The sequence below is a fragment of the Streptomyces sp. H39-C1 genome, from assembly GCF_027158125.1.
GTDB lineage: Bacteria > Actinomycetota > Actinomycetes > Streptomycetales > Streptomycetaceae > Actinacidiphila > Actinacidiphila fildesensis.
Genome location: NZ_JAPVLS010000003.1, coordinates 23,354 through 41,033, shown reverse-complemented (window position 1 = coordinate 41,033; position 17,680 = coordinate 23,354). Strand labels below are relative to the sequence as shown.

General features: G+C 70.7%; 17 protein-coding genes and 1 pseudogene. 8 read left to right on the top strand and 10 right to left on the bottom strand.

What is annotated here, in order from left to right; genetic code table 11:
• Positions 1–127 precede the first annotated feature (127 nt).
• The 3 genes from O3W51_RS02910 to O3W51_RS02900 all read right to left on the bottom strand — a co-directional run bounded on the left by O3W51_RS02910 (position 128) and on the right by O3W51_RS02900 (position 2,156).
• Entirely contained in the window at positions 128–433 is a 306-nt protein-coding gene (locus O3W51_RS02910; RefSeq protein WP_269283540.1) for a hypothetical protein, read from the bottom strand.
• Complete coding sequence (locus O3W51_RS02905) at positions 430–1,365, bottom strand: MOSC domain-containing protein (protein ID WP_269283537.1); 936 nt, start codon at positions 1,363–1,365, stop codon at positions 430–432. Before O3W51_RS02905 ends, O3W51_RS02910 begins: the two co-directional genes overlap by 4 nt.
• A gap of 167 nt (positions 1,366–1,532) precedes the next feature.
• The gene (locus O3W51_RS02900; protein WP_138352354.1) at positions 1,533–2,156 is read right to left on the bottom strand and encodes a TetR/AcrR family transcriptional regulator; all 624 of its coding nucleotides are present in this window, start codon (positions 2,154–2,156) and stop codon (positions 1,533–1,535) included.
• Between the two features lie 76 nt (positions 2,157–2,232).
• Between O3W51_RS02900 and O3W51_RS02895 the strand changes: the two genes are divergently transcribed.
• The 3 genes from O3W51_RS02895 to O3W51_RS02885 are packed head-to-tail and all read left to right on the top strand — an operon-like array spanning position 2,233 to position 4,227.
• Positions 2,233–2,925, top strand: a complete 693-nt coding sequence (locus O3W51_RS02895) for an NAD(P)-dependent oxidoreductase (RefSeq protein WP_198357740.1) — start codon at positions 2,233–2,235, stop codon at positions 2,923–2,925.
• Positions 2,922–3,347: a pyridoxamine 5'-phosphate oxidase family protein gene (locus O3W51_RS02890; RefSeq protein ID WP_198357741.1), complete on the top strand. Its 426-nt coding sequence runs from the start codon at positions 2,922–2,924 to the stop codon at positions 3,345–3,347. Before O3W51_RS02895 ends, O3W51_RS02890 begins: the two co-directional genes overlap by 4 nt.
• Positions 3,348–3,354: 7 nt before the next feature.
• Positions 3,355–4,227, top strand: coding sequence for a haloalkane dehalogenase (locus O3W51_RS02885; RefSeq protein WP_138352357.1), 873 nt, complete (start codon positions 3,355–3,357; stop codon positions 4,225–4,227).
• Between the two features lie 85 nt (positions 4,228–4,312).
• Here O3W51_RS02885 and O3W51_RS02880 read toward each other — a convergent pair whose 3' ends face one another.
• On the bottom strand, positions 4,313–5,398 hold the full coding sequence (locus O3W51_RS02880) for a helix-turn-helix domain-containing protein (protein WP_138352358.1): 1,086 nt from the start codon (positions 5,396–5,398) through the stop codon (positions 4,313–4,315).
• Positions 5,399–5,497: 99 nt separating this feature from the next.
• Between O3W51_RS02880 and O3W51_RS02875 the strand changes: the two genes are divergently transcribed.
• The 3 genes from O3W51_RS02875 (at position 5,498) to O3W51_RS02865 (ending at position 8,293) form a co-directional block, all read left to right on the top strand.
• Positions 5,498–6,715, top strand: coding sequence for an MFS transporter (locus O3W51_RS02875; protein WP_198357743.1), 1,218 nt, complete (start codon positions 5,498–5,500; stop codon positions 6,713–6,715).
• A 201-nt stretch (positions 6,716–6,916) separates the two neighbouring features.
• Positions 6,917–7,495 carry a dihydrofolate reductase family protein gene (locus O3W51_RS02870; protein ID WP_138352360.1) on the top strand — a complete coding sequence of 193 codons (579 nt, stop codon included), beginning with the start codon at positions 6,917–6,919 and terminating at the stop codon, positions 7,493–7,495.
• A gap of 135 nt (positions 7,496–7,630) precedes the next feature.
• On the top strand, positions 7,631–8,293 hold the full coding sequence (locus O3W51_RS02865) for a class I SAM-dependent methyltransferase (RefSeq protein ID WP_138352361.1): 663 nt from the start codon (positions 7,631–7,633) through the stop codon (positions 8,291–8,293).
• 31 nt (positions 8,294–8,324) lie between these two features.
• Here the strand turns inward: O3W51_RS02865 and O3W51_RS02860 are convergent, their stop codons facing one another.
• The 4 genes from O3W51_RS02860 to O3W51_RS02845 all read right to left on the bottom strand — a co-directional run bounded on the left by O3W51_RS02860 (position 8,325) and on the right by O3W51_RS02845 (position 12,081).
• A complete protein-coding gene (locus O3W51_RS02860) occupies positions 8,325–9,071 on the bottom strand; it encodes an SOS response-associated peptidase (protein WP_138352362.1) in 747 nt (248 codons plus the stop codon).
• A gap of 34 nt (positions 9,072–9,105) precedes the next feature.
• On the bottom strand, positions 9,106–9,963 hold the full coding sequence (locus tag O3W51_RS02855) for an alpha/beta fold hydrolase (protein WP_269283521.1): 858 nt from the start codon (positions 9,961–9,963) through the stop codon (positions 9,106–9,108).
• Entirely contained in the window at positions 9,960–10,583 is a 624-nt protein-coding gene (locus O3W51_RS02850; RefSeq protein WP_138352430.1) for a TetR/AcrR family transcriptional regulator, read from the bottom strand. Before O3W51_RS02850 ends, O3W51_RS02855 begins: the two co-directional genes overlap by 4 nt.
• A 97-nt stretch (positions 10,584–10,680) precedes the next feature.
• Positions 10,681–12,081: a hypothetical protein gene (locus O3W51_RS02845; protein WP_269283518.1), complete on the bottom strand. Its 1,401-nt coding sequence runs from the start codon at positions 12,079–12,081 to the stop codon at positions 10,681–10,683.
• A 260-nt stretch (positions 12,082–12,341) separates the two neighbouring features.
• On the opposite strand from O3W51_RS02845, the gene O3W51_RS02840 reads away from it, so the two are divergent.
• Positions 12,342–13,379, top strand: a complete 1,038-nt coding sequence (locus O3W51_RS02840) for an ALF repeat-containing protein (protein ID WP_269283515.1) — start codon at positions 12,342–12,344, stop codon at positions 13,377–13,379.
• Between the two features lie 61 nt (positions 13,380–13,440).
• Here the strand turns inward: O3W51_RS02840 and O3W51_RS02835 are convergent, their stop codons facing one another.
• Together O3W51_RS02835 and O3W51_RS02830 are read right to left on the bottom strand one after the other, a co-directional pair.
• Entirely contained in the window at positions 13,441–14,085 is a 645-nt protein-coding gene (locus O3W51_RS02835; protein ID WP_138352365.1) for a L,D-transpeptidase, read from the bottom strand.
• Positions 14,078–14,371, bottom strand: a pseudogene (locus O3W51_RS02830) (sigma factor-like helix-turn-helix DNA-binding protein); the annotation flags it as partial. The pseudogene O3W51_RS02830 and the gene O3W51_RS02835, both read right to left, overlap by 8 nt.
• Positions 14,372–14,594: 223 nt before the next feature.
• On the opposite strand from O3W51_RS02830, the gene O3W51_RS02825 reads away from it, so the two are divergent.
• Positions 14,595–17,651, top strand: a complete 3,057-nt coding sequence (locus O3W51_RS02825; protein ID WP_269283511.1) for a TnsA-like heteromeric transposase endonuclease subunit — start codon at positions 14,595–14,597, stop codon at positions 17,649–17,651.
• Positions 17,652–17,680: the final 29 nt, after the last annotated feature.

Here is a 17,680-nt window from a genome sequence, read left to right as displayed (position 1 = left end):
TCGGCAGCGGCCGCGGCCTTCTCCGGCCGGTAGAGATCCCGCAGCATGCCGGGCACGTCCCCGGCGGCACCGTAGGCGTGCCTCAGCGCCGCCCAGTCGACGTCGTCGAGCCGCGCGAGCGCGTCGCTCATCGGTAGCTCTCCTCGACCTGCTCCGCGACCGCGAAGACGGCGATCTCCTCGGCGTACCGCGTGCGGCGGTCGTCGTCCGCCGCCGAGGCGATGAGGCCCGCCATCAGGACGGTCTCTTGCGGCTCCCCGGGGGAGCGGCCGGTCGCGATGGCCGCCAGGTACGGGAGGGCGGGGAAGCTGTCGTCGTAGACGGATTCCTGGTGACACAGGTCGTCCCACAGGTCGCTCCAGACCTGTCCGTCCTCCTCACCGCCCAGGCGGGCGAAGGCGGCGGCCAGGTCGTCGGAGGGTCTCACGCTCATGCCACCGGATTGTTCCGGACACGGGTCCCGTGCCGGAGAGCGGCCCCGGCGAACGGGCGGATCCCGGTGGCCGGTTCGCGACGGTCCCACCGGCGGGCCTCCGGCCGGCGATCCGATGCCCCCCAGGAGGTGACGTGCACCTCGTCGCCGGTGGACAGTTTTCCGGGTCGCAGTACGGCGTACTTGGTGCCGAAGGCGACGCCGCCCTCGGCGGCCCGGCGGTAGGTGGCCAGGGTGCGCAGTGGCTCGGGGCCCGCCTTGGTGCCGGCCTGCTGGTCGACCATGGTGACGGCGCACCGGATGGCGAGCTTGGCGTAGCCGAGTTCGCTGTCGCCGATAGTGATGCGGTGGGCGCGGTCCTCGGTGTGGGGGGTGTCCCAGCCGTCGACGACGATGTTCGGGCGGAAGCGGTCCATGGGGAGGGGCGGGCTGCCGTGTTCGCCCAGCCGCTCGTTCAGCAGATCCACGGTGGACCGGGAAAGGACATGGACGGCGCAGCTGTCGGCGTAGCCGGAGGTGCCGGGTGTCCGGCCGTCGGTGACGCGGTGGTGGTCGGCCGGAACGCGCACCAGGCGGCTCGGGGTGCCGAGAACGTCGGACAGCCATGCGGCGGCTTCGGTTCCCTGGTCGATGCCCCTGAACGGAGCCCCGAACAGCGTGACGTCGCGAGGACGGCCGGAGGTGTCGATGTCGATGCCCGTCGGGTCCGCGCCCGGGGCGTGCAGGGTGAGCCGCTCTCCGCCGTCGCTGAGCTCGGGGCGGATCACTGCCAGTCGCGGGTTGCGCCGCTGGCTGCGGAAGACTCCGTCCTCGCCGGTGACCATGAAACTGCGGTCATGCGCGAGGCCCGCGGGGGTCAGCACCGCGGTGTGCGTCGGCATGGGGGCGCAGCCCTTGACGGGGTAGGACACCAGCTGCGCGACCCTGGCCACATGCTCTCCCTTGTGCTGTGTTCATGCCGTACCACTGGTGACCGTATGGACAGGTGTGGCTCGTCGGCAATGGAAATACGCGCCGGCGGCAGGCCCGGCCGACGGCCCTAAGCCATCCGGCGTTCCGTCGAACAGCAGGAGACCGTGGAGCCGCGGAGGGGTTCGCGCTAGCCCCGGTGGGCTGCTCTCGTGGCTGCCGCGGTGCGCGCCCTCGGCGTCAGTGCGGCGCGCAGCGCCGGGGTGAGGATGCGGCGGGACTCGGCGGGGGTGAGGGCGGCGGGGGTGGGGAGCGGGTTGAGGTAGCGGGTGTAGATGAGGCCGCCGAGGATCGTCACCACAGCCGTGGCACGGGCGGTCGCGTCCCGGCCGCCGAGAAATTCAACAAGCCGGGCCAGCAGCTCCTGTTCCAGATATTCGCGGATCACCTCGGAGGCCTCGTCACCCTGGGCGGTGAGCCGGCGGAAGTCGGCGTCCTCCCACAGGTCCGTCACCGCGTCGATCAAGCGGTCGGGGAGGGTCGCCGGGTCGCCGAGGAGGACATCGTCCACTGCCAGTGCGTTGGCGCACTGGAACTGCATCACGTCTGCGAACAGGCCCTTCTTCGACCCGAAGTGGTACGCGATGAGTGCCGGGTCGACCCCGGCGGCGCCGGCCACCGCGCGCAGGGTGGTGCGCCGGTAGCCGCGCTCCAGGAACAGCGCGCGGGCCGCCACGACGATCGACTCGCGGGTCGGCGGGTTGCCACGCGGGCGGCCGCGCGTGCGGGCTGGGGCGGGGGCGGTGTTATTCATCAGCGTTGAGCTTGCGTTTCATGATCGGCACAGTCAAGGGCGTTCCGGAAACCACACGGAGGGATGACCCGACATCATGCGTATCGCAGTCTTCGGCGCCAATGGACCGACCGGCCGCCACCTCACCGAACAAGCCCTGGCAACCGGCCACGAGGTCGTCGCCGTGACCCGTCGCCCCGGCTCCATCGCCGCGCGGCCAGGACTGACCGTAGCCGTCGCCGACGCCACCGACCCGGCGGCCGTCGACGCCGCGATCGGCGGGACGGACGCCGTCCTGTCCGCGCTGGGCGCACGCTTCAGCAAGGAGGCCATCACCACGTACTCCGCGAGCGCCACCGCCATCACCGAGGCCATGGACCGGCACGGCGTCAAGCGGCTGCTCACTGTCAGCTCCAGCATCGCCGACCCCAACTGGCGTCCCACCGGAGCGCACTTCTTCAACCACGTGCTCGACCCGCTGGTGAACCGACGCCTCGGCCGCACCCTCCACGAGGACATGCGCCGGATGGAGGCCGTGATCCGTGGGACGGGCCTGGACTGGACCCTCGTGCGGCCGTCCGGCCTCTTCGAGCACCCCGTCGTCACGGATTTCCACACCGCCGAGACCAGCGCCGACGGCGTCTTCACCGCCCGTGCCGACCTCGCCGCGAGCATGCTGCGCGAAATGGAGGAGCGACGGTACGTCCGCACGGCCATGGGTGTCATCACCAAGGCTGTGCAGCCGAACATCGCCAAGCTGATCTGGAACGAGGGAGTGAAGAAGAAATGAGCCGGGCCGTTGAACTCCCCGCCATCACACGGGCGTTCTTCGCCCGTCCCCACACGGCCACCTTCACCACCCTCCGCCCCGACGGCACCCCGCACGTCACGCCCGTCCGCTTCACCTTCGACGCGACCACCGGCCTGGCCCGGGTGACCACCCGGGCGGGAGCCCGCAAGTCCCGGAACGTGGCGGCGGGCGGCCCGGCGGCCCGGGTCGCGCTCTGCCAGGCGGACGGATTCGACTGGGTCACCCTCGAAGGCCGGGCCACCGTCACGGACGAACCCGCGCGCCTGGCCGAGGCGGTCCGCCGCTACACCGTCCGCTACGGGGCGGCACCGCCCGCCCCGTTGGACCTGGTCGTCGTCGAGATCGCCGTCGACCGCGTCCTGAGCCTCAACCTTCCCCTCCCCGTACTGAAAGCGAAGTGACCCCGAGATGCCCACCATCCCCGTCCTTGATTCCACCGTCCACTACCGGGAGTCCGGCGACCCCGACGGGCTGCCGTTCGTCTTCCTCCACGGCAACCCCACCTCCTCCCACCTGTGGCGGAACGTTCTGCCGGGTGTGGCCGCGCCCGGCCGCCGCCTGCTGGCCCCCGACCTCATCGGCATGGGCGACTCCGGCAAGCCCGACCTCGCCTACTCCTTCGACGACCACTCCCGCTACCTCGACGCCTGGTTCGACGCCCTCGGTCTCACCGAGGCGGTCCTGGTCGGCCACGACTGGGGCGGCGCGCTCGCCTTCGACCGTGCCGCCCGCCTGCCGGGCACCGTCCGCGGTCTAGCCTTCACCGAGACGATCATCAAACCGCTGGTCGGCGACGAATTCCCGGCGGCCGGGCGGGAGTTGTTCACCCTCCTGCGCACCCCCGGGGTGGGGGAGGAGATGATCCTGGAGAAGTCACTGTTCATCGAGGGACTCCCGGGCACGCTCGCCACCCCGCTCGACCCTGCCGACCTCGATGTCTACCGACGCCCTTTCCCGACCCCGCACAGCCGCCGCCCGGTTCTGGCGTGGACGCGCATGATGCCGCTGGACGGCGAGCCCGCCGACGTCGTGGCCCGCATCGAGCACTACGACGCCTGGCTGGCCGCCAGCCCCGACGTCCCCAAGCTGCTCGCCGCGTTCGAGCCGGGCCCGGGCGCGATGACCGACCAAGGGGCCGTGGCCTGGTGCGAGGAGAACATCGCGGGCCTGGAGGTCTCCCGCTTCGGCCTGGCCGGCCACCACTCTCCGGAGGACCGCCCCGAGGAGTTGGCCGCGGCGATCAGCGCCTGGGTGGACCGCCACCGGCTGGCCCGCCCGTAGGGTCCCCCCGGGTTCCCGATCACGACGGTGCCGATCGTCCCGGGGCCGACCATCGCGGTGCCGACCGGGCAGCCGCCGACGGGTGTCAGCGCAGTACGGCCGCCAGCAGGTCGGCGCCCAGCGCTGTCAGATCGGGCAGATTGAGGGTGTAGCGGACGTAGCGACCGTGCCGCCGGGCTGTGAGCAGGCCCGCGCGGCGCAGGACAGCGAGGTGGCGGGAGACCTCCGGGGGTGAGAGTTCCCAGGCGTGGGCCAGCTCACCGGTGGTGTGCGGGCCGCGGGCCAGGGTACGCAGCAGCCGCAGGCGTACCGGATGTGCGAGGGCCTCCAGCCGTAGTGTGACCGTTTCCAGGGATACCGGCTCCGATGGGCTCGGCTCGGCCACGGGGTACTGCACCACCGGCTGCCACCCGGGCGCGTGGACCGCCACCAGGTGCGGGCGGCCGAAGACGCTGGGGATGAAGGTCACTCCGGTGCCGTGGGCGGCGGTCGCCTTGTCCTGCAGCTTGTCCACGATGATGCAGTCGCCGTCCGGTGCCAGGGTGACCGCGCCGGAGACCGATGCGAGTGCCGCCCCGATGCCCTGGCGCTTCAGCAGGTCGTTCTTGATGCGCAGGTCGGTGGCGAGCCGCACGGCGACGTCCGTCCAAGCGGCGTCGAAGAAGGCCTCGGCGCACTGTTCGAGGGTGTGGCGGACCCGCGCCCGCACAGCGGCCGGGTCCGCGAGCAGCCGTTCCGCGAAAGCCTCTTGCAGCGCGCCGCGGGCCTGGGCGACGTCCAGGGCCCGCTCGCGGGCGGCGGCATCGGTGAGGGGCGACGGCGTGCCGAAGTGGACCCGGTTGCTGCCGCAGGTGGTGACGAGTGCTGCCCGCACATACGTTTCGTCGTCGATCCGGTCCACGTCGTCCAACTCCTCGGCGAGGGTCGGCCGAGGACGGGCGGGGATCAGGAAGTCGGCCTGCGAGGAACGCCAGAGGAACTCCGCCTCGCGCAACCGCTCGGCCAGTTCCGGCCGCAGCCCGGCCCAGACCTCGCCGGCCCAGCCGGCGAGCTGCGGGTGGTGTCCCGGTTCGGCCAGCACGTGCAGCATCGCGGTCAGCTCGGCCAGCGGGGAGGCGGCGAACCGCAGTCGCTCGGCCGGCAGGCCGCTGATGTCGATCCTCAAGGTCACCCCCTCATCATCACCGACCGGAAGGGCGACGACGGCGTCGGTTGACGGTGTCCGTCAACCGGCGTTCCCGGCCCGGCGGCCGAACGCACCGTTGACGCCATGGCAACCATCACCAAGATCCAGCCCGGTGCCCTTGTCCGGGCCTCCGGAGGTCCCCGCTATGCCGTCGCCCTGGCCGTGGACGCGCTCGGCACCGGCCTGCTGCGGCCCTTTCTGCTGCTCTACGGGGTGACGGTGCTGAGGCTGTCCGCGCCGGCCACCGGCATCGCCATGACGGTCGGCGTCGTCGTGGGCCTGGTGTGCATGCCCGCGGTGGGCCGGTGGCTGGACCGGGGCGCACGCAGCACGGTCGTGGCGGCGTCGATGCTGGTGCGGGTGGTGGGCGTGGCGCTGCTGCTGGCCACCCCGGCAGGGCACGTCGGGCTGTTCGCGACGGCGGCCCTCTTCCTCGGTATCGGGAACCAGGCATGGCCGGCCGCCCACGCGGCTCTCGTGGCCACGGTCGCCCATGGCCGGGAACGCGACACCGCTCTCGCGGCAGGCCGCGCCCTGCGCAACGCCGGCCTGGGCGCCGGCGCGCTCCTTGCCACCGCCTGCCTGGCGGGCGGCACCACCGCATTGCAGGCGCTGGCCGCCGTCACCGGGCTCGCCTATCTCACCGCGGCGGCCCTGGCATGGTCGGTCCATCTGCGCGCGGACCCGGCCGCTACCCCGGCCACGGAAGGGGGCGACGGGCCCGCACCACGGATGCGCGCGCTGCTGGCCGCCAACGTGATCTACGCCTTCTGCCTCAACATCCCCGAAATCGCGCTCCCGCTGGTACTGGTAACACAGCTGCACGCATCCCCGATGTGGTCGGCAGCCATCTTCGTGGCCAACACGGTGCTGGTGGTCACCCTGCAGGTTCCGGTCACCGTGCTGATGTCCCGCTTCTCGCGGCGCACGCTGCTGGCTCTCGCCGGCGGGGTACTCACCGCGTCCTACCTCGGCTTCCTCGCGGCCACCTCACTGGGACACGGCTGGGCCGCCCCGGCCGTCGCCACGGTGTCCGTGGCCTGCACCATCGGCGAGATCCTCTATGCCGGCAGTGCCACCGCGCTCGTCACCGTCCTCGCCCCGGCCCACGTCCTGGGACGCTCACTCGCCCGCTTCCAGCTCTCCACGGGCTTCGGCCTCGCCGTCTCCCCGGCGGTCATCACCACTCTCGCACCCCACGGCTCGGCCGCCCTCTGGGGCAGCCTCGCCGCTGCGACGCTCCTCTCGGCCGGCGCCGTGGCCGGCGAGGAGGATCAAGGAACGCGGCTCAGCGGCTCATGAGAGCGGTGTGCTCGTCCAGCAGGGGCTCTCGGGTGGCGGCCGGGACGGCCGAGGAGCGCATGGGCGTGCTGGTGTCCGCCGAACGGAGGACCGGGCCGAGTGTCCTGCTGGGCCCGGGGAACCGTCGGAGGGCGATGAGTTTCGCAGCGATTGCCGGTCTTTATCCCCAGCACGCCATCAACCGCACCCGAGGAGCGCATCATGACCGCCACCTACACATTCGACGTCTTTTCCAGCCTCGACGGCTTCGGCGGCGCCGGCGGCAACTGGACCGGCTACTGGGGCAAGCAAGGCCCCGAGCTCCTCGACCACCGCCTCGCTCTGTACGCCGAGGAGCAGCGGATGGTCATGGGAGCCAACACGTATCGGGCGTTCGCGGAGATGCTGGCCGCGAGCACCGAGGACTCCGATGTGCGTGACGCCTGGGTCACCCGGATGAGGAGCCTGCCGGCAACGGTGGTCTCCACCACGCTGGAAGGACCCCTCGACTGGCCGGATGCGAAGGTCGTGAGCGGCGATGCCGTCGACGTCGTCGCCCGGCTCAAGGAGGAGTCCGAGGTACCGCTGCGCTCGCACGGCAGCCTGTCGATGAACCGGGCGCTGATGGCCGCCGGTCTGGTCGACCGCGTCCAGGTGACCCTCTTCCCTGTGATCACCGGTCGGAACGGTCTGGCCCCGGTCTTCCAGGGCGCCGCCGACTTCGACCTCGAGTTGATCGAGAGCCGCACCCTCGACGGCCGCATCCAGGAGCTCGTCTACCGGCCCACCCTGCATGTCTGAGCCGACCCATGCACTTCACCCCGGCAAGCAGCCGACCTGACCCGAGCCCCGGTGCCCGCGGCGAACCCGGCACAGGCGGGCGGGCGAATCGTGATTCTCCCGCTCGCCCCGTCGCCGGGAACTACTGTCGCGGGCATGGTCGAACACGATGCCCTCGATGCCACCCGCGAGGGATACGACGCCGCTGCCTCCCTGTATGCGCAGCGGTTCCGCGACGAGCTGCGTGACAGGCCCTTGGACCGCGCGATCCTGAGGGCCTTCGCCGAGGTCGTCAGTGGGAGTGGGGGCGGCCCGGTCGCGGACCTGGGATGCGGGCCCGGCCATATCGCCGCGCATCTTGCCGAGTTGGGGCCGGCGGTGTTCGGCATCGATGCCTCGCCCGCGATGATCGGATTGGCTCGGCAGGCTTATCCGGGCCTGCGGTTCGACGTGGGCTCGATGGCCGCGTTGAACATCGCTGACGGTGTGCTGAGCGGCGTACTCTCACGGTGGTCCGTCATCCACACGCCGCCGCGGGAACTCCCCGTCATACTCGCGGAGTTCCATCGTGTGCTGGCACCTGGCGGCCACCTTCTGATCGGCTTCTCGGCCAGCGATGACGCGTCCCACCCGACGCAGGTCTTCGATCACGCCGTCGTGCCGGCCTATCGGTGGTCACCCGACCACCTCGCCGCGATGCTGCGCGAGGCGGGATTGGCCGAGGTGGCCCGGATGGTGCGCGAGCCTCAGCCCACCGACCGACGGCAGTTCCAGGAGATCCACCTGCTCGCCCGCAAAACCGAGCCAGGGAGTGCGTGACGGCGCACCTGACCGCACCCGCCGCCGCACTTCACCCGGTGCCGGCATCTGCCGGTGGGGCGTCGAGGAGTTGCGGTCCGTTGTTGCGGACGCTGTTGACCGCGGTGGACACCGCACGGGTGTCGAGGTGTCCGTCGGCGGGAGTGGCCAGGAGCGCCCGGAGTTCGTGCGGGTCCTGGTGGGTGGGGTCGAGCCAGGCGTCGTGGTCGGCCGGGGCGATGGCCAGCGGCATGCGCGGGTGGATCCGCCCGGCCAGGTCGGTGGCCTCGGTGGTGATGATGGTGCAGGTCGTCCACCACGCCGCCGCATCGTCCTCCGCGACCTCCGGGTCGCGCCAGAACTCGTACAGTCCCGCCATCGCCATCACCGCCCCGTCCTCGGGGCTGATGAAGTACGGCTGCTTGTGCGCCTTCGCGCTGTCCGTCGCCGGAACGGCCTGCCACTCGTAGAAGCCGTCCGCCGGCAGCAGGCAGCGCCGCTTGGCGAACGCGCGACGGTAGGCGGGCTTCTCGTGGACCGTCTCCACCCTGGCGTTGATCATCTTCGCGCCGACGCCCAGGCTCTTGGCCCAGGACGGCACCAGGCCCCACCGCAGCGGCCGCAGCTGCCGCACCAGCTCGCCGCTGTCGTGGTCGGCACGCTCCAGCACCGCCCACACGTCATCCGTCGGAGCGACATTCCAGCTCGGCGCGAGGATCTGTTCGGGATTCCGAGCGGTGACCTGGAACAACGGGGCCAGATCCTGGGGGCTGCGGGTGGAGACGTATCGGCCACACATGACACCTACCCTGCCACGCCTTCAGACGGGTCGCTCAGTCGATTCCGTCCAGGAACGGGATGACCGCATCGATGAAGTGCTCGTTCCGATCTCCGGCCACCATGTGCCCCGCGCCCGCCACATCGACGCGCCGCGCGTGGGGAACCCTGGCGCAGAACTCCTCGGCGATGTCTTCCCGCACCACATCGCTGATCCCGCCGCGGACGAGCAGAATCGGCGCGTCGACGCGGCGCGCCGCGTCGAGGAGCCGCTCCGCCATGCCGGGCGGGTCCATCCGCCCCTCGAAGCTGTCCAGCATCCGGGGGTCCCAGTGCCAGACCCACCGATCGCCGTGGCGTCGCAGGTTCTTCCGTATCCCCTCGGGGTCGTCCGGACGTGAGCGATGCGGCAGATGGGCGGAGACCGCCGCGGCCGCTTCCCCGACGCCGGCGAATCCGTCCGGCTCACGGCGCATGAACTCGACGATCCGGCGAACCCCGCGAGGGTCAGGTCGATGGGCGACGTCGACGAGCACCAGGGCGCGAATCGCCGCCCTGGGTGCCTCTCCGGCGGCGAGCAGCGAACTCAGGCCGCCGAGCGAGGCACCGACGAGCGCCGGCCGGTCGCCGACTTCGGCGACGAGCGCCCGGACGTCCTCGGCGAACAGGTCGAGGTCGTAGTCACCATCGGCCGACCATTCGCTGGTGCCGTGCCCCCGCAGGTCCGGGGCGATGACCCGCCACCCCAGTGCGGCCAGTCGAGGACCGGTCCGACCCCAGGCGTGTCGCGTCTGGCCGCCGCCGTGCAGCAGGACAAGAGGCGGCGAGGACGACTCGCCCCACACATCCGCGGTGAGCAGGATCCCGCCGCGGCCCACGAAACGTCGGGCCCGCGGCAGTGCACCGGCCGTCATGGCGCGCCCCGGGTTCGCAGCGGCGCCAGGAGTTGGTCGCGGTGGGCATCCGCGGCCGCCGCGGCGAGCGCGACGTCCAGCGCGAACAGGGCACGTGCGAGGAACCGGTCCTCATCGATCAGGGCGGCGACCCACTGGTGGAGCGCACCCACGCACGCGGTGCCGACGACGGCGGCCAACGCGTCGGTGTCGATGTCGGCGCGTAGCAGGCCCTGTGTCTGTGCATCCGCCATCGCCTGGCGGAGTTGGGTGAGGGGACTGCGGTCGAGTACGAGCCCGCTCTCCTCCCACTCGCGCACCATGCGGCGCGACACGACCGGGTCGTCCACGAACAGCTGGACGGTCGACCTGACGACCTCCTGCGGGCCACCGGCTCCGAGCGCCGTCAGGCGGCGCTCGAGTTCGTCCGTGAACCCGGCGGCGAGCGCCTCCCAGATCTTGTCGCGCGGTCCGATCAGGTTGTACACGGTGGCCGGGGCGACCGCCGCTCGCTCGGCGATCCGCTCGGTACTGATCACCGCTTCCGGGTTGTCCCGCAGGAGTTCACGCGTCGCGTCGAGGATCCGGAGCCGTCGCTGGGCCTTGTGCTGCTCACGCAGCCCCCCTTCGACCGTCTGCATACGCACACACCCCTTCACCTTGACTTAGAGAGTACTCCAAAGTTAGAGATGCCTCTGGATTCAGTCAAGCAACCTGGGCGAAGTGCCTCTCTACGGCCTATCCGCGTCCCGCACCCACCTCGGACGCGCTCCCCCGCACCGCGTCCATCACCGCCCCGGACGCCGCGCTCATGGGGCGCTTGCGGAGGTCCAGGACAGGTGCCGGGTTCGAGATGCCCCGGGATGCCAGCAGGTTCATCAGGGCCCAGATCACGTCAGGGCGCTCCGTGACGGGGAGTTCTTGTCCTTCGGGCGTGATGACCGTGGCCGCGGTGGTGCCGGCGAGGAGGTTGGTGCGGGCCCAGTCGACGACGAACGACCTGCCGTTCGGAGCGGCGTACAGGACGACCTCCCGCGTGCGGTGCAGGACGGCGAGATAGTTCATCGGCACCGTCAGCCGCCGGGCGGCGTCGAACGCGGGTGTGCCGTCGGCCGGATGGATGCGCAACACCGTGTCGAGGACCGGGCCGTGGCTCTGGAACGTGTTGGTGGCGGTCATCTGCAGGAACCGGGCCCGCACCAGCACGCCACCGCGGCGGGACCACCGTCGGCCGACGGGACCGAACCCCGCCGCCTCACCCGGAAGGCTGTCCACGAGCCACCGGGACTCCTCGCCCGGCTCGGTCACCGGCGCCCGGTCCTCCGGGGCGGCGCGGTCCTGTTCGGCCACGGCGGTGTAGCGCGCCGCGACGGCCGGGTCCAGGCGCCGCAGATCGGTCGTGTCGCCGGTCATCTCGATGCCCCCGGCCGCCCGGGAGATCCGCATCTGGCGCAACTGGCGCACGGGGCGCCGGGTCACATCGGTCGGTCGGCCGTCGAGGTCGATCACCCGGCAGGTTCTCGTGCCCGCGAGCAGGGCGCTGCGCGGCCAATGGGGGGTGACCCGTCCGGGGACCCGCGGATCGGCCGGGTCGGCGGGACGGCCTGGATCGACCAGGACCGCCAGCCGGCCCGCGGTGACCGCCGACAGGCACAGGGACGGCACCCGCCACTCGCCCGTGGTCTCGAACCGGTCGGCGACCTCGGCCTCGTCGCCGTCGTGCACGCGCAGCCGCATCCTGACCAGCGGTGTGAACTCATCGGGGGAGAGGCCGCCGCCGTAGGTGGTGAACCCCGCACCGCCCTCGGGGTCGTAACGCACGAGCGACGCCTCCAGGACGTCCGCCCGCACCAACCGCGCCTGCACCGAGCTCGGTTCCGACCGAGGAGCCCACAGCACGAAGGTGTCGTCCCCGTACGGGATGCTTCGGTCCTTCAGCCGGTCCCTGCGCGTGATCCGGGGGAAGGCACGGCGCGTGAACCGGAGGGTCGGCAGCGGGATCGCGACCAGGCCGACCCCTCCGATGGCGAGCGCGATCCAGGCCCAGTCCTCGCCCGCACGCCAGGCGCTGTATCCCACGAGGAAGGCGAGCGGAACCGGAAGACACAGGATCACGGCGCAGCCAAGGTTGCCGATCACCACACGGCCGTAGCTACGCATGGCCCCCTCAAGTTCGTCCCTGTACCCGCACCATGGTTTGTGGCCTGGGGATACCCGCCCGCTGCCTCCATAGTCCCGTCGCCCCAGCCCCGGCACCACCCTTCCGGGAGAACGGACCCACCTGCAGGGCGATGAGGGGGTCGGGCGCGGCGAGGGCGACTATGGTCAAGACAAGATCAAATCGAGCTTATTCTATGGGGACATTCTCAGATTTTTCTTATAAAAAGTAGGTTCACCAGATGAAGCTGGCTCGTATATCGGCGATCGTCGCCGCGGCCGCGATCGCGCCGGCCGTGCTCTTCTCCTCTCCGGCGGTCGCCGCCGAAGGTACGCAGCCGGTCACCACCTCGGTGCCCGACACGGCCCCGGACACGAAGCCGGCCGATCCCGCCCACGGTTCGGACTCCTCGGCGGACGACGACCGGGTCGCGATCCTCAGGATCCTCGCCGACAAGAACACCGGCCGGGCCGTGCGGGAGGCGGCGCAGAAGGCGCTCGACGGTACTCCGGAGGACCTGCGGTACTTCCTCGAGGTCGGCCAGTACCAGGCCCGCCTTCAGGACGACCGGGTCCGGATCGCCCAGATCATCAGCGACGGCGGCCCCTCGCTGCAGGAGGCCGGCGAAGCCGCGCTGACCGCCAACACTCCCGAAGCCATCAAGTACTTCCTCGAGGTCGGCCAGTACCAGGCCCGCCTTCAGGACGACCGGGTCCGCGTCGCCCGGATCATCAACTTCGGCGGCCCCGCAGTGCGTGAGGCCGGCATCGCCGCACTGCGGCTCGGCACTCCCGAAGCCATCAAGTACTTCCTCGAAGTCGGCCAGTACAAGGCCAAGTTCGAGGACGACCAGGTCAAGGTCTCCCAGATCATCAACGCCGGCGGCCCCGAAGTGCAGAAGGCCGGCAAGGCCGCACTCCGCACCGGGACTCCCGAGAGCATCAAGTATTTCCTCGAAGTGGGCCAGTACGAGGCCCGCGCCAAGGACAAGGCCGCCGAGGACGCGGCCAACAACAAGCCCACCCCGACGCCCGGCACGGGCGACAAGCCGACCACCGGTGACCAGCCGAAGCCGGGAACCGAGGTCAGCGGCAAGCCCGCCGCCGTCGTGACCTCCGCGCCGAACGCCGCCGCCCCCGCGGGGAACAGCGGTACCGAGCTTGCCTCCACCGGCGCTGGGGACACCCCGCAGTGGGCCGTCGGCGGTGCCGTCGTCGCCCTCGGCGCGGGCGCCGGCCTGGCCCTCATGAACCGCCGCCGCCCGTCCGCCGGCCGCTGAGTCAGGACTCTGCGTCAGGACTCCTGGCCGGGATGGGGAGCCGAGCCATCCTCCACGCCGCTCACCCGTGGTCCACGGTGATCGTGGCTCCGATCTCGAGCTGCTGGTACAGCCACTGGGCGTTCTCGCTCAGTGGCACTCCGATCTGGCTGCCGCGTGGTGACTTGAACGGCCACTCGAGCAGCAGGACGGTCGCACCGCCGTCCGACTTCAGTTCCACCACCCATTGGGCCCGGTAGTCGTACTGTTCGCCGGAGCCGAGCGTGGGCGCGGCCACGGTGCGCTCGGCGGATTTGGACACCACGGTCAGCCGCTCCGCCGGCGAGGAGCTCCGAACGGACACCGGGATCGTCCGAACCTGGTGGCCGTCTCGCTCGACGACGACCCGCTGCCGGCTCAGATCGAGGGACACCGTCGCCCGCCCGGTCCGAGAAGGGCTCGGGTCCGGGCTCGGGGCGGCCGGCGCCGACGCGGCGGGCGAGGCCGGCGGCCGGTGCGACTGCAGCACCCGCGGTGCCGCCACCGCGGCAGTCGCCACCAGCGCCACCGTCACCGCGGCGGACGCCGCGACCCGCCGACGCCGGCGCCGTCCCGCACCGCGCCGGCGGATCTGCGCGCCGGTCAGCGAAGGAGACGTCTCGCCCTCGGCAGCAAGTCCGCGCAGCACGGAGTCGAACTCGTCCCGCTCGCCGTCGACGTCAGACATGGCTGCCTTCCCTGTCCCGCACACTCAGCAGCCTGGCGAGAGCGGCCCTGCCCCGCGACAGCCGTGCCTTGACGGTCCCGACCGCAGCACCGGTGGCTGCCGCGACCTCTTCCACACTCATGTCGCACAGATGATGCAGCACCACTGCCGTCCGCTGCGCCTCGGGCAACTGCCGCAATGCCTCCACCAGCACCGTGTGCTCCAGCCCGGGACCGGGCGTACGGTCCTGCGGCGGGTTGTGCCGCACCAGCTCCAGCCATCGCCGTGTCCGCCGCCAGCGGCTCACGGTGTAGGCTCGCACTTCTGATGTCCTTTTCTCATTGGTGGTGGCCTTCTTCTGGCCCAAGGGACAGGGCAGTGAGACGAACTCCTGTCTGATGGTTCGCCCGTAGTAGTGCTGATCCCGGTCTCTATCTATGCAGCGGTGTTTTCCGTCGCGATTGTGGAGATGTCTCAGTTGGTCGAGGCCGGGGGCTTTACTCCCCGTTCTTGCTGCTCAGGGGTGGGGTATGTCGTACGTGCTCGGCGAGGTCTCGATGGGTCTTCGCCATGCAGACGGGAAGATCGACGAAGACCGGCTCTGGCCGATTGCCGGCGCCGATGTCTTCGAGCCTTCAGTGCCGTGGCGTACGTTCCGTTGGTGGCATGGCCAGAAGCACTACTCGGGCACGTACTGGTCCTCCACGATGCGCGACCATGTTGTCTACGAGTCGCGGCTCGAGCTGACGCGCCTGCTCTACGCCGACTTCGACCAGGACGTGACGGCGGTCTTCGCCCAGCCGTTCCTCCTGTCCACCACGGTGGACGATCGTATTCGGCGCCATGTTCCAGATTTCCTCGTGTTGCGGGGCAAGGACGTGCCGCTGGTTGTTGACGTCAAGCCGCGGCGTCTGCTCACGCGGCCCAAGGTGAACTTCGCGCTCGGCTGGGCTCGCGAGGTGGTCCTTTCCCGCGGCTGGGACTTCGAGGTGTGGTGCGAGCCGCCGGAAGCGGAGCTGGCGAACTTGCGCTTCCTCGCCGGCTACCGGCGCGACTGGCTCTTCGACGAGGACCTGCTGGTGGAGATCCGGGAGGCGGATCTGTACGGGGCCTCGCTCGGCGACGCGTTCCGAGCTTTTCCGCACCATCCGGATTGGAGGGTGCGGGCGGCCGTCCTACGGCTGCTGTGGTGCCAACACTTTGTGACAGATCTCGCGGTGCCCCTGTCCGAGCGCCATGAGCTGCGGCAGGCGCCGGCTGCCGTGACCGGCTCCGGGAAACGCGATCTTCCCTCGCCGGTCGAGGACTGTGAGCAGGACATTGACGCTGCGGAAGGCGGAACCACGGTTCATCGGCGGGAGCCTCGCTGGGGAGGGCATGTGAACGGATCAGCGGTACGCGTCGGGGTGGGCACGAGGCTGAAATACGACGGTGAAGTGGTCACCGTGGAGGAGATGTTCGGCTCCGCGGCCGGCAACGAGGTCCTGGTGCGTGATGGGCGGAGCTGCCGGTTCCGGTTGTCGCTGCGGGAGGTGCTCGCCTCCGGCCGGGCTGCAGTCATCCCGGACGGGCGGGGCCCCGGGTCTGATGACCCACGCGAGACGGCCTCCATTTTGCTGGCCCAGCTCACGGACGAGGAGCTGGAGGCGGTGCGCGAGCGCGCCGCCCACATCAACGAGGTTCTCTACGGTTTCCGGTCGGGAAGCGCAGAGTGTCCGGAGCCGGGCGAACCGCGGACGCCGTACGTGGCTACGGCCCCCAAGCTGCAGCGGTACGAGGCCAAGGCTGCCGAGTTGGGGGTGAGCGTGCGCACCATCAAGCGGTGGGTGCGGGCCTTCCACGTCGATCAGGAGGCCGGTCTCGTCCATGGCGGGCCGGATCGCGGCGACGGCACCATGGGCGGGCTCGGGCGGGCCGATCCGCGGTGGGTGGAAATGGCCCTGGAGATCATGGCCGAGCACGGGAAGGACTCACAACCGACCCGGGCGAAGGTGATCCGCAGCGTCGGCCCGCGGCTTGCCGCCCGATACGGCGAGGACGAGGTGAAGCTACCGACCCGCGCGACGGCATATCGGTGGCTGGAGGAGCTGGAGCGGCGGAAGCCGACCTTCAGGCTGAGCGCGAAACGCAACCGGGACATCGCCGCCCGGCCGCCTGGTGCGTACGGGAAGCTGCGGCCGACTCGGCCGGGCGAGTACTTGCTGATGGACACCACGCGGCTGGACGTCTTTGCGATGGACCCGGTCACGCTGAAGTGGGTGCAGGCCGAGTTGACCGTCGCGATGGACTGGTACGACAGGTGTGTCACGGGGGTCAGGGTCACTCCGGTGTCCACGCAGTCCATCGATGTCGCGGCGGTGCTGTTCCAGACCTACCGTCCCCGTCCGGCGGGCAGGGACTGGCCGTCGTGGGCGGCCTGGCCCGATCACGGCATCCCCCGCACTGCCTTCGTGGAACGCAAAGCTCTCGAAGAGGGCGAGGGGGACGAGAAGGTCAGCGGGAAGAAGGGCGCCGCGGGGCCGGCCCTGGTGCCGGAGACCATCGTGGTCGACCACGGCAAGCCCTTCATCAGCGAGCACATCACCTCCGTCTGCCAGCGGCTCGGGCTGTCGATCCAGCCGGCTCGTCTGCGGACGGGCCGGGACAAAGGTCCGATCGAAAGACTCTTCAAGACCCTGCGGGAGGGCCTGCTGGAATCGCTGCCCGGTTACAAGGGCCCGGATGTGTTCTCGCGGGGAGAGCGGCCGGAGGACCAGGCGTTTTTCTTCCTCCACGAGTTGGAGACGATCATCCGCGAGTGGGTGGCCTGCGTGTATCACGTGAGACCCCATGACGGACTGGTCGATACGCGGGTCCCCGGGCTGCGGCTGTCGCCGTCGATGATGTTCGAGCACGGCATCGCCCGTGCCGGCTACATCGAAGTCCCCCGCGATCCGGCGCTCGGGTTCGAGTTCCTGAAGACGCAGTGGAGACCGCTGCACCATTACGGCGTCGAGATCCGCAAGTGCCGGTACAACGGGGAAGGGCTGGACGGTTACCGCGGTGAGACGAGCCCGTACACGGGGCCGAAGGCCAAGGGAATGTGGCCCATCCACGTCGACCCCGACAACATCAACTACGTATACTTCCGGCGCCTGGACACCCGGCGCTGGCACACTCTGGAGTGGGAACACGCCCCGGCGATGAAGTTCCCGATCAGCGGGCAAGCCATCGAGCTCGCCCGCAAGGTGGCCGGCAAGAAGTACCGCTTCCCCGACGATGAGACCGCCGTCGCCGCGCTGTTGGAACGCTGGCACCTGGGCCTGGGTTTGACCATGGCTGAGCGGCGCATCGCACTGCGCCAGGCCCGTGAGCAGTCCGCCTTCGACCTGCCGGACACCGAGGGCGACGACATCCGTGCGTTGCCGTCGGTCGCCCGGATCCTCGCTGACGAAGGTGCCCTGGGCCCGGAGGACGTGGAGGATCCGGACGCGGACGGGGCCGAGCCCTACGAGGGCCCGGTGCCCAGTGATGACGACGAAGACGACGAACTCGATGGCCGGGATGCGGCCGACGACTTCTACGCCGACGCTCTGGAGGACGCCTGATGCGTGCCCGCCCGACAGATCCGCCCGAG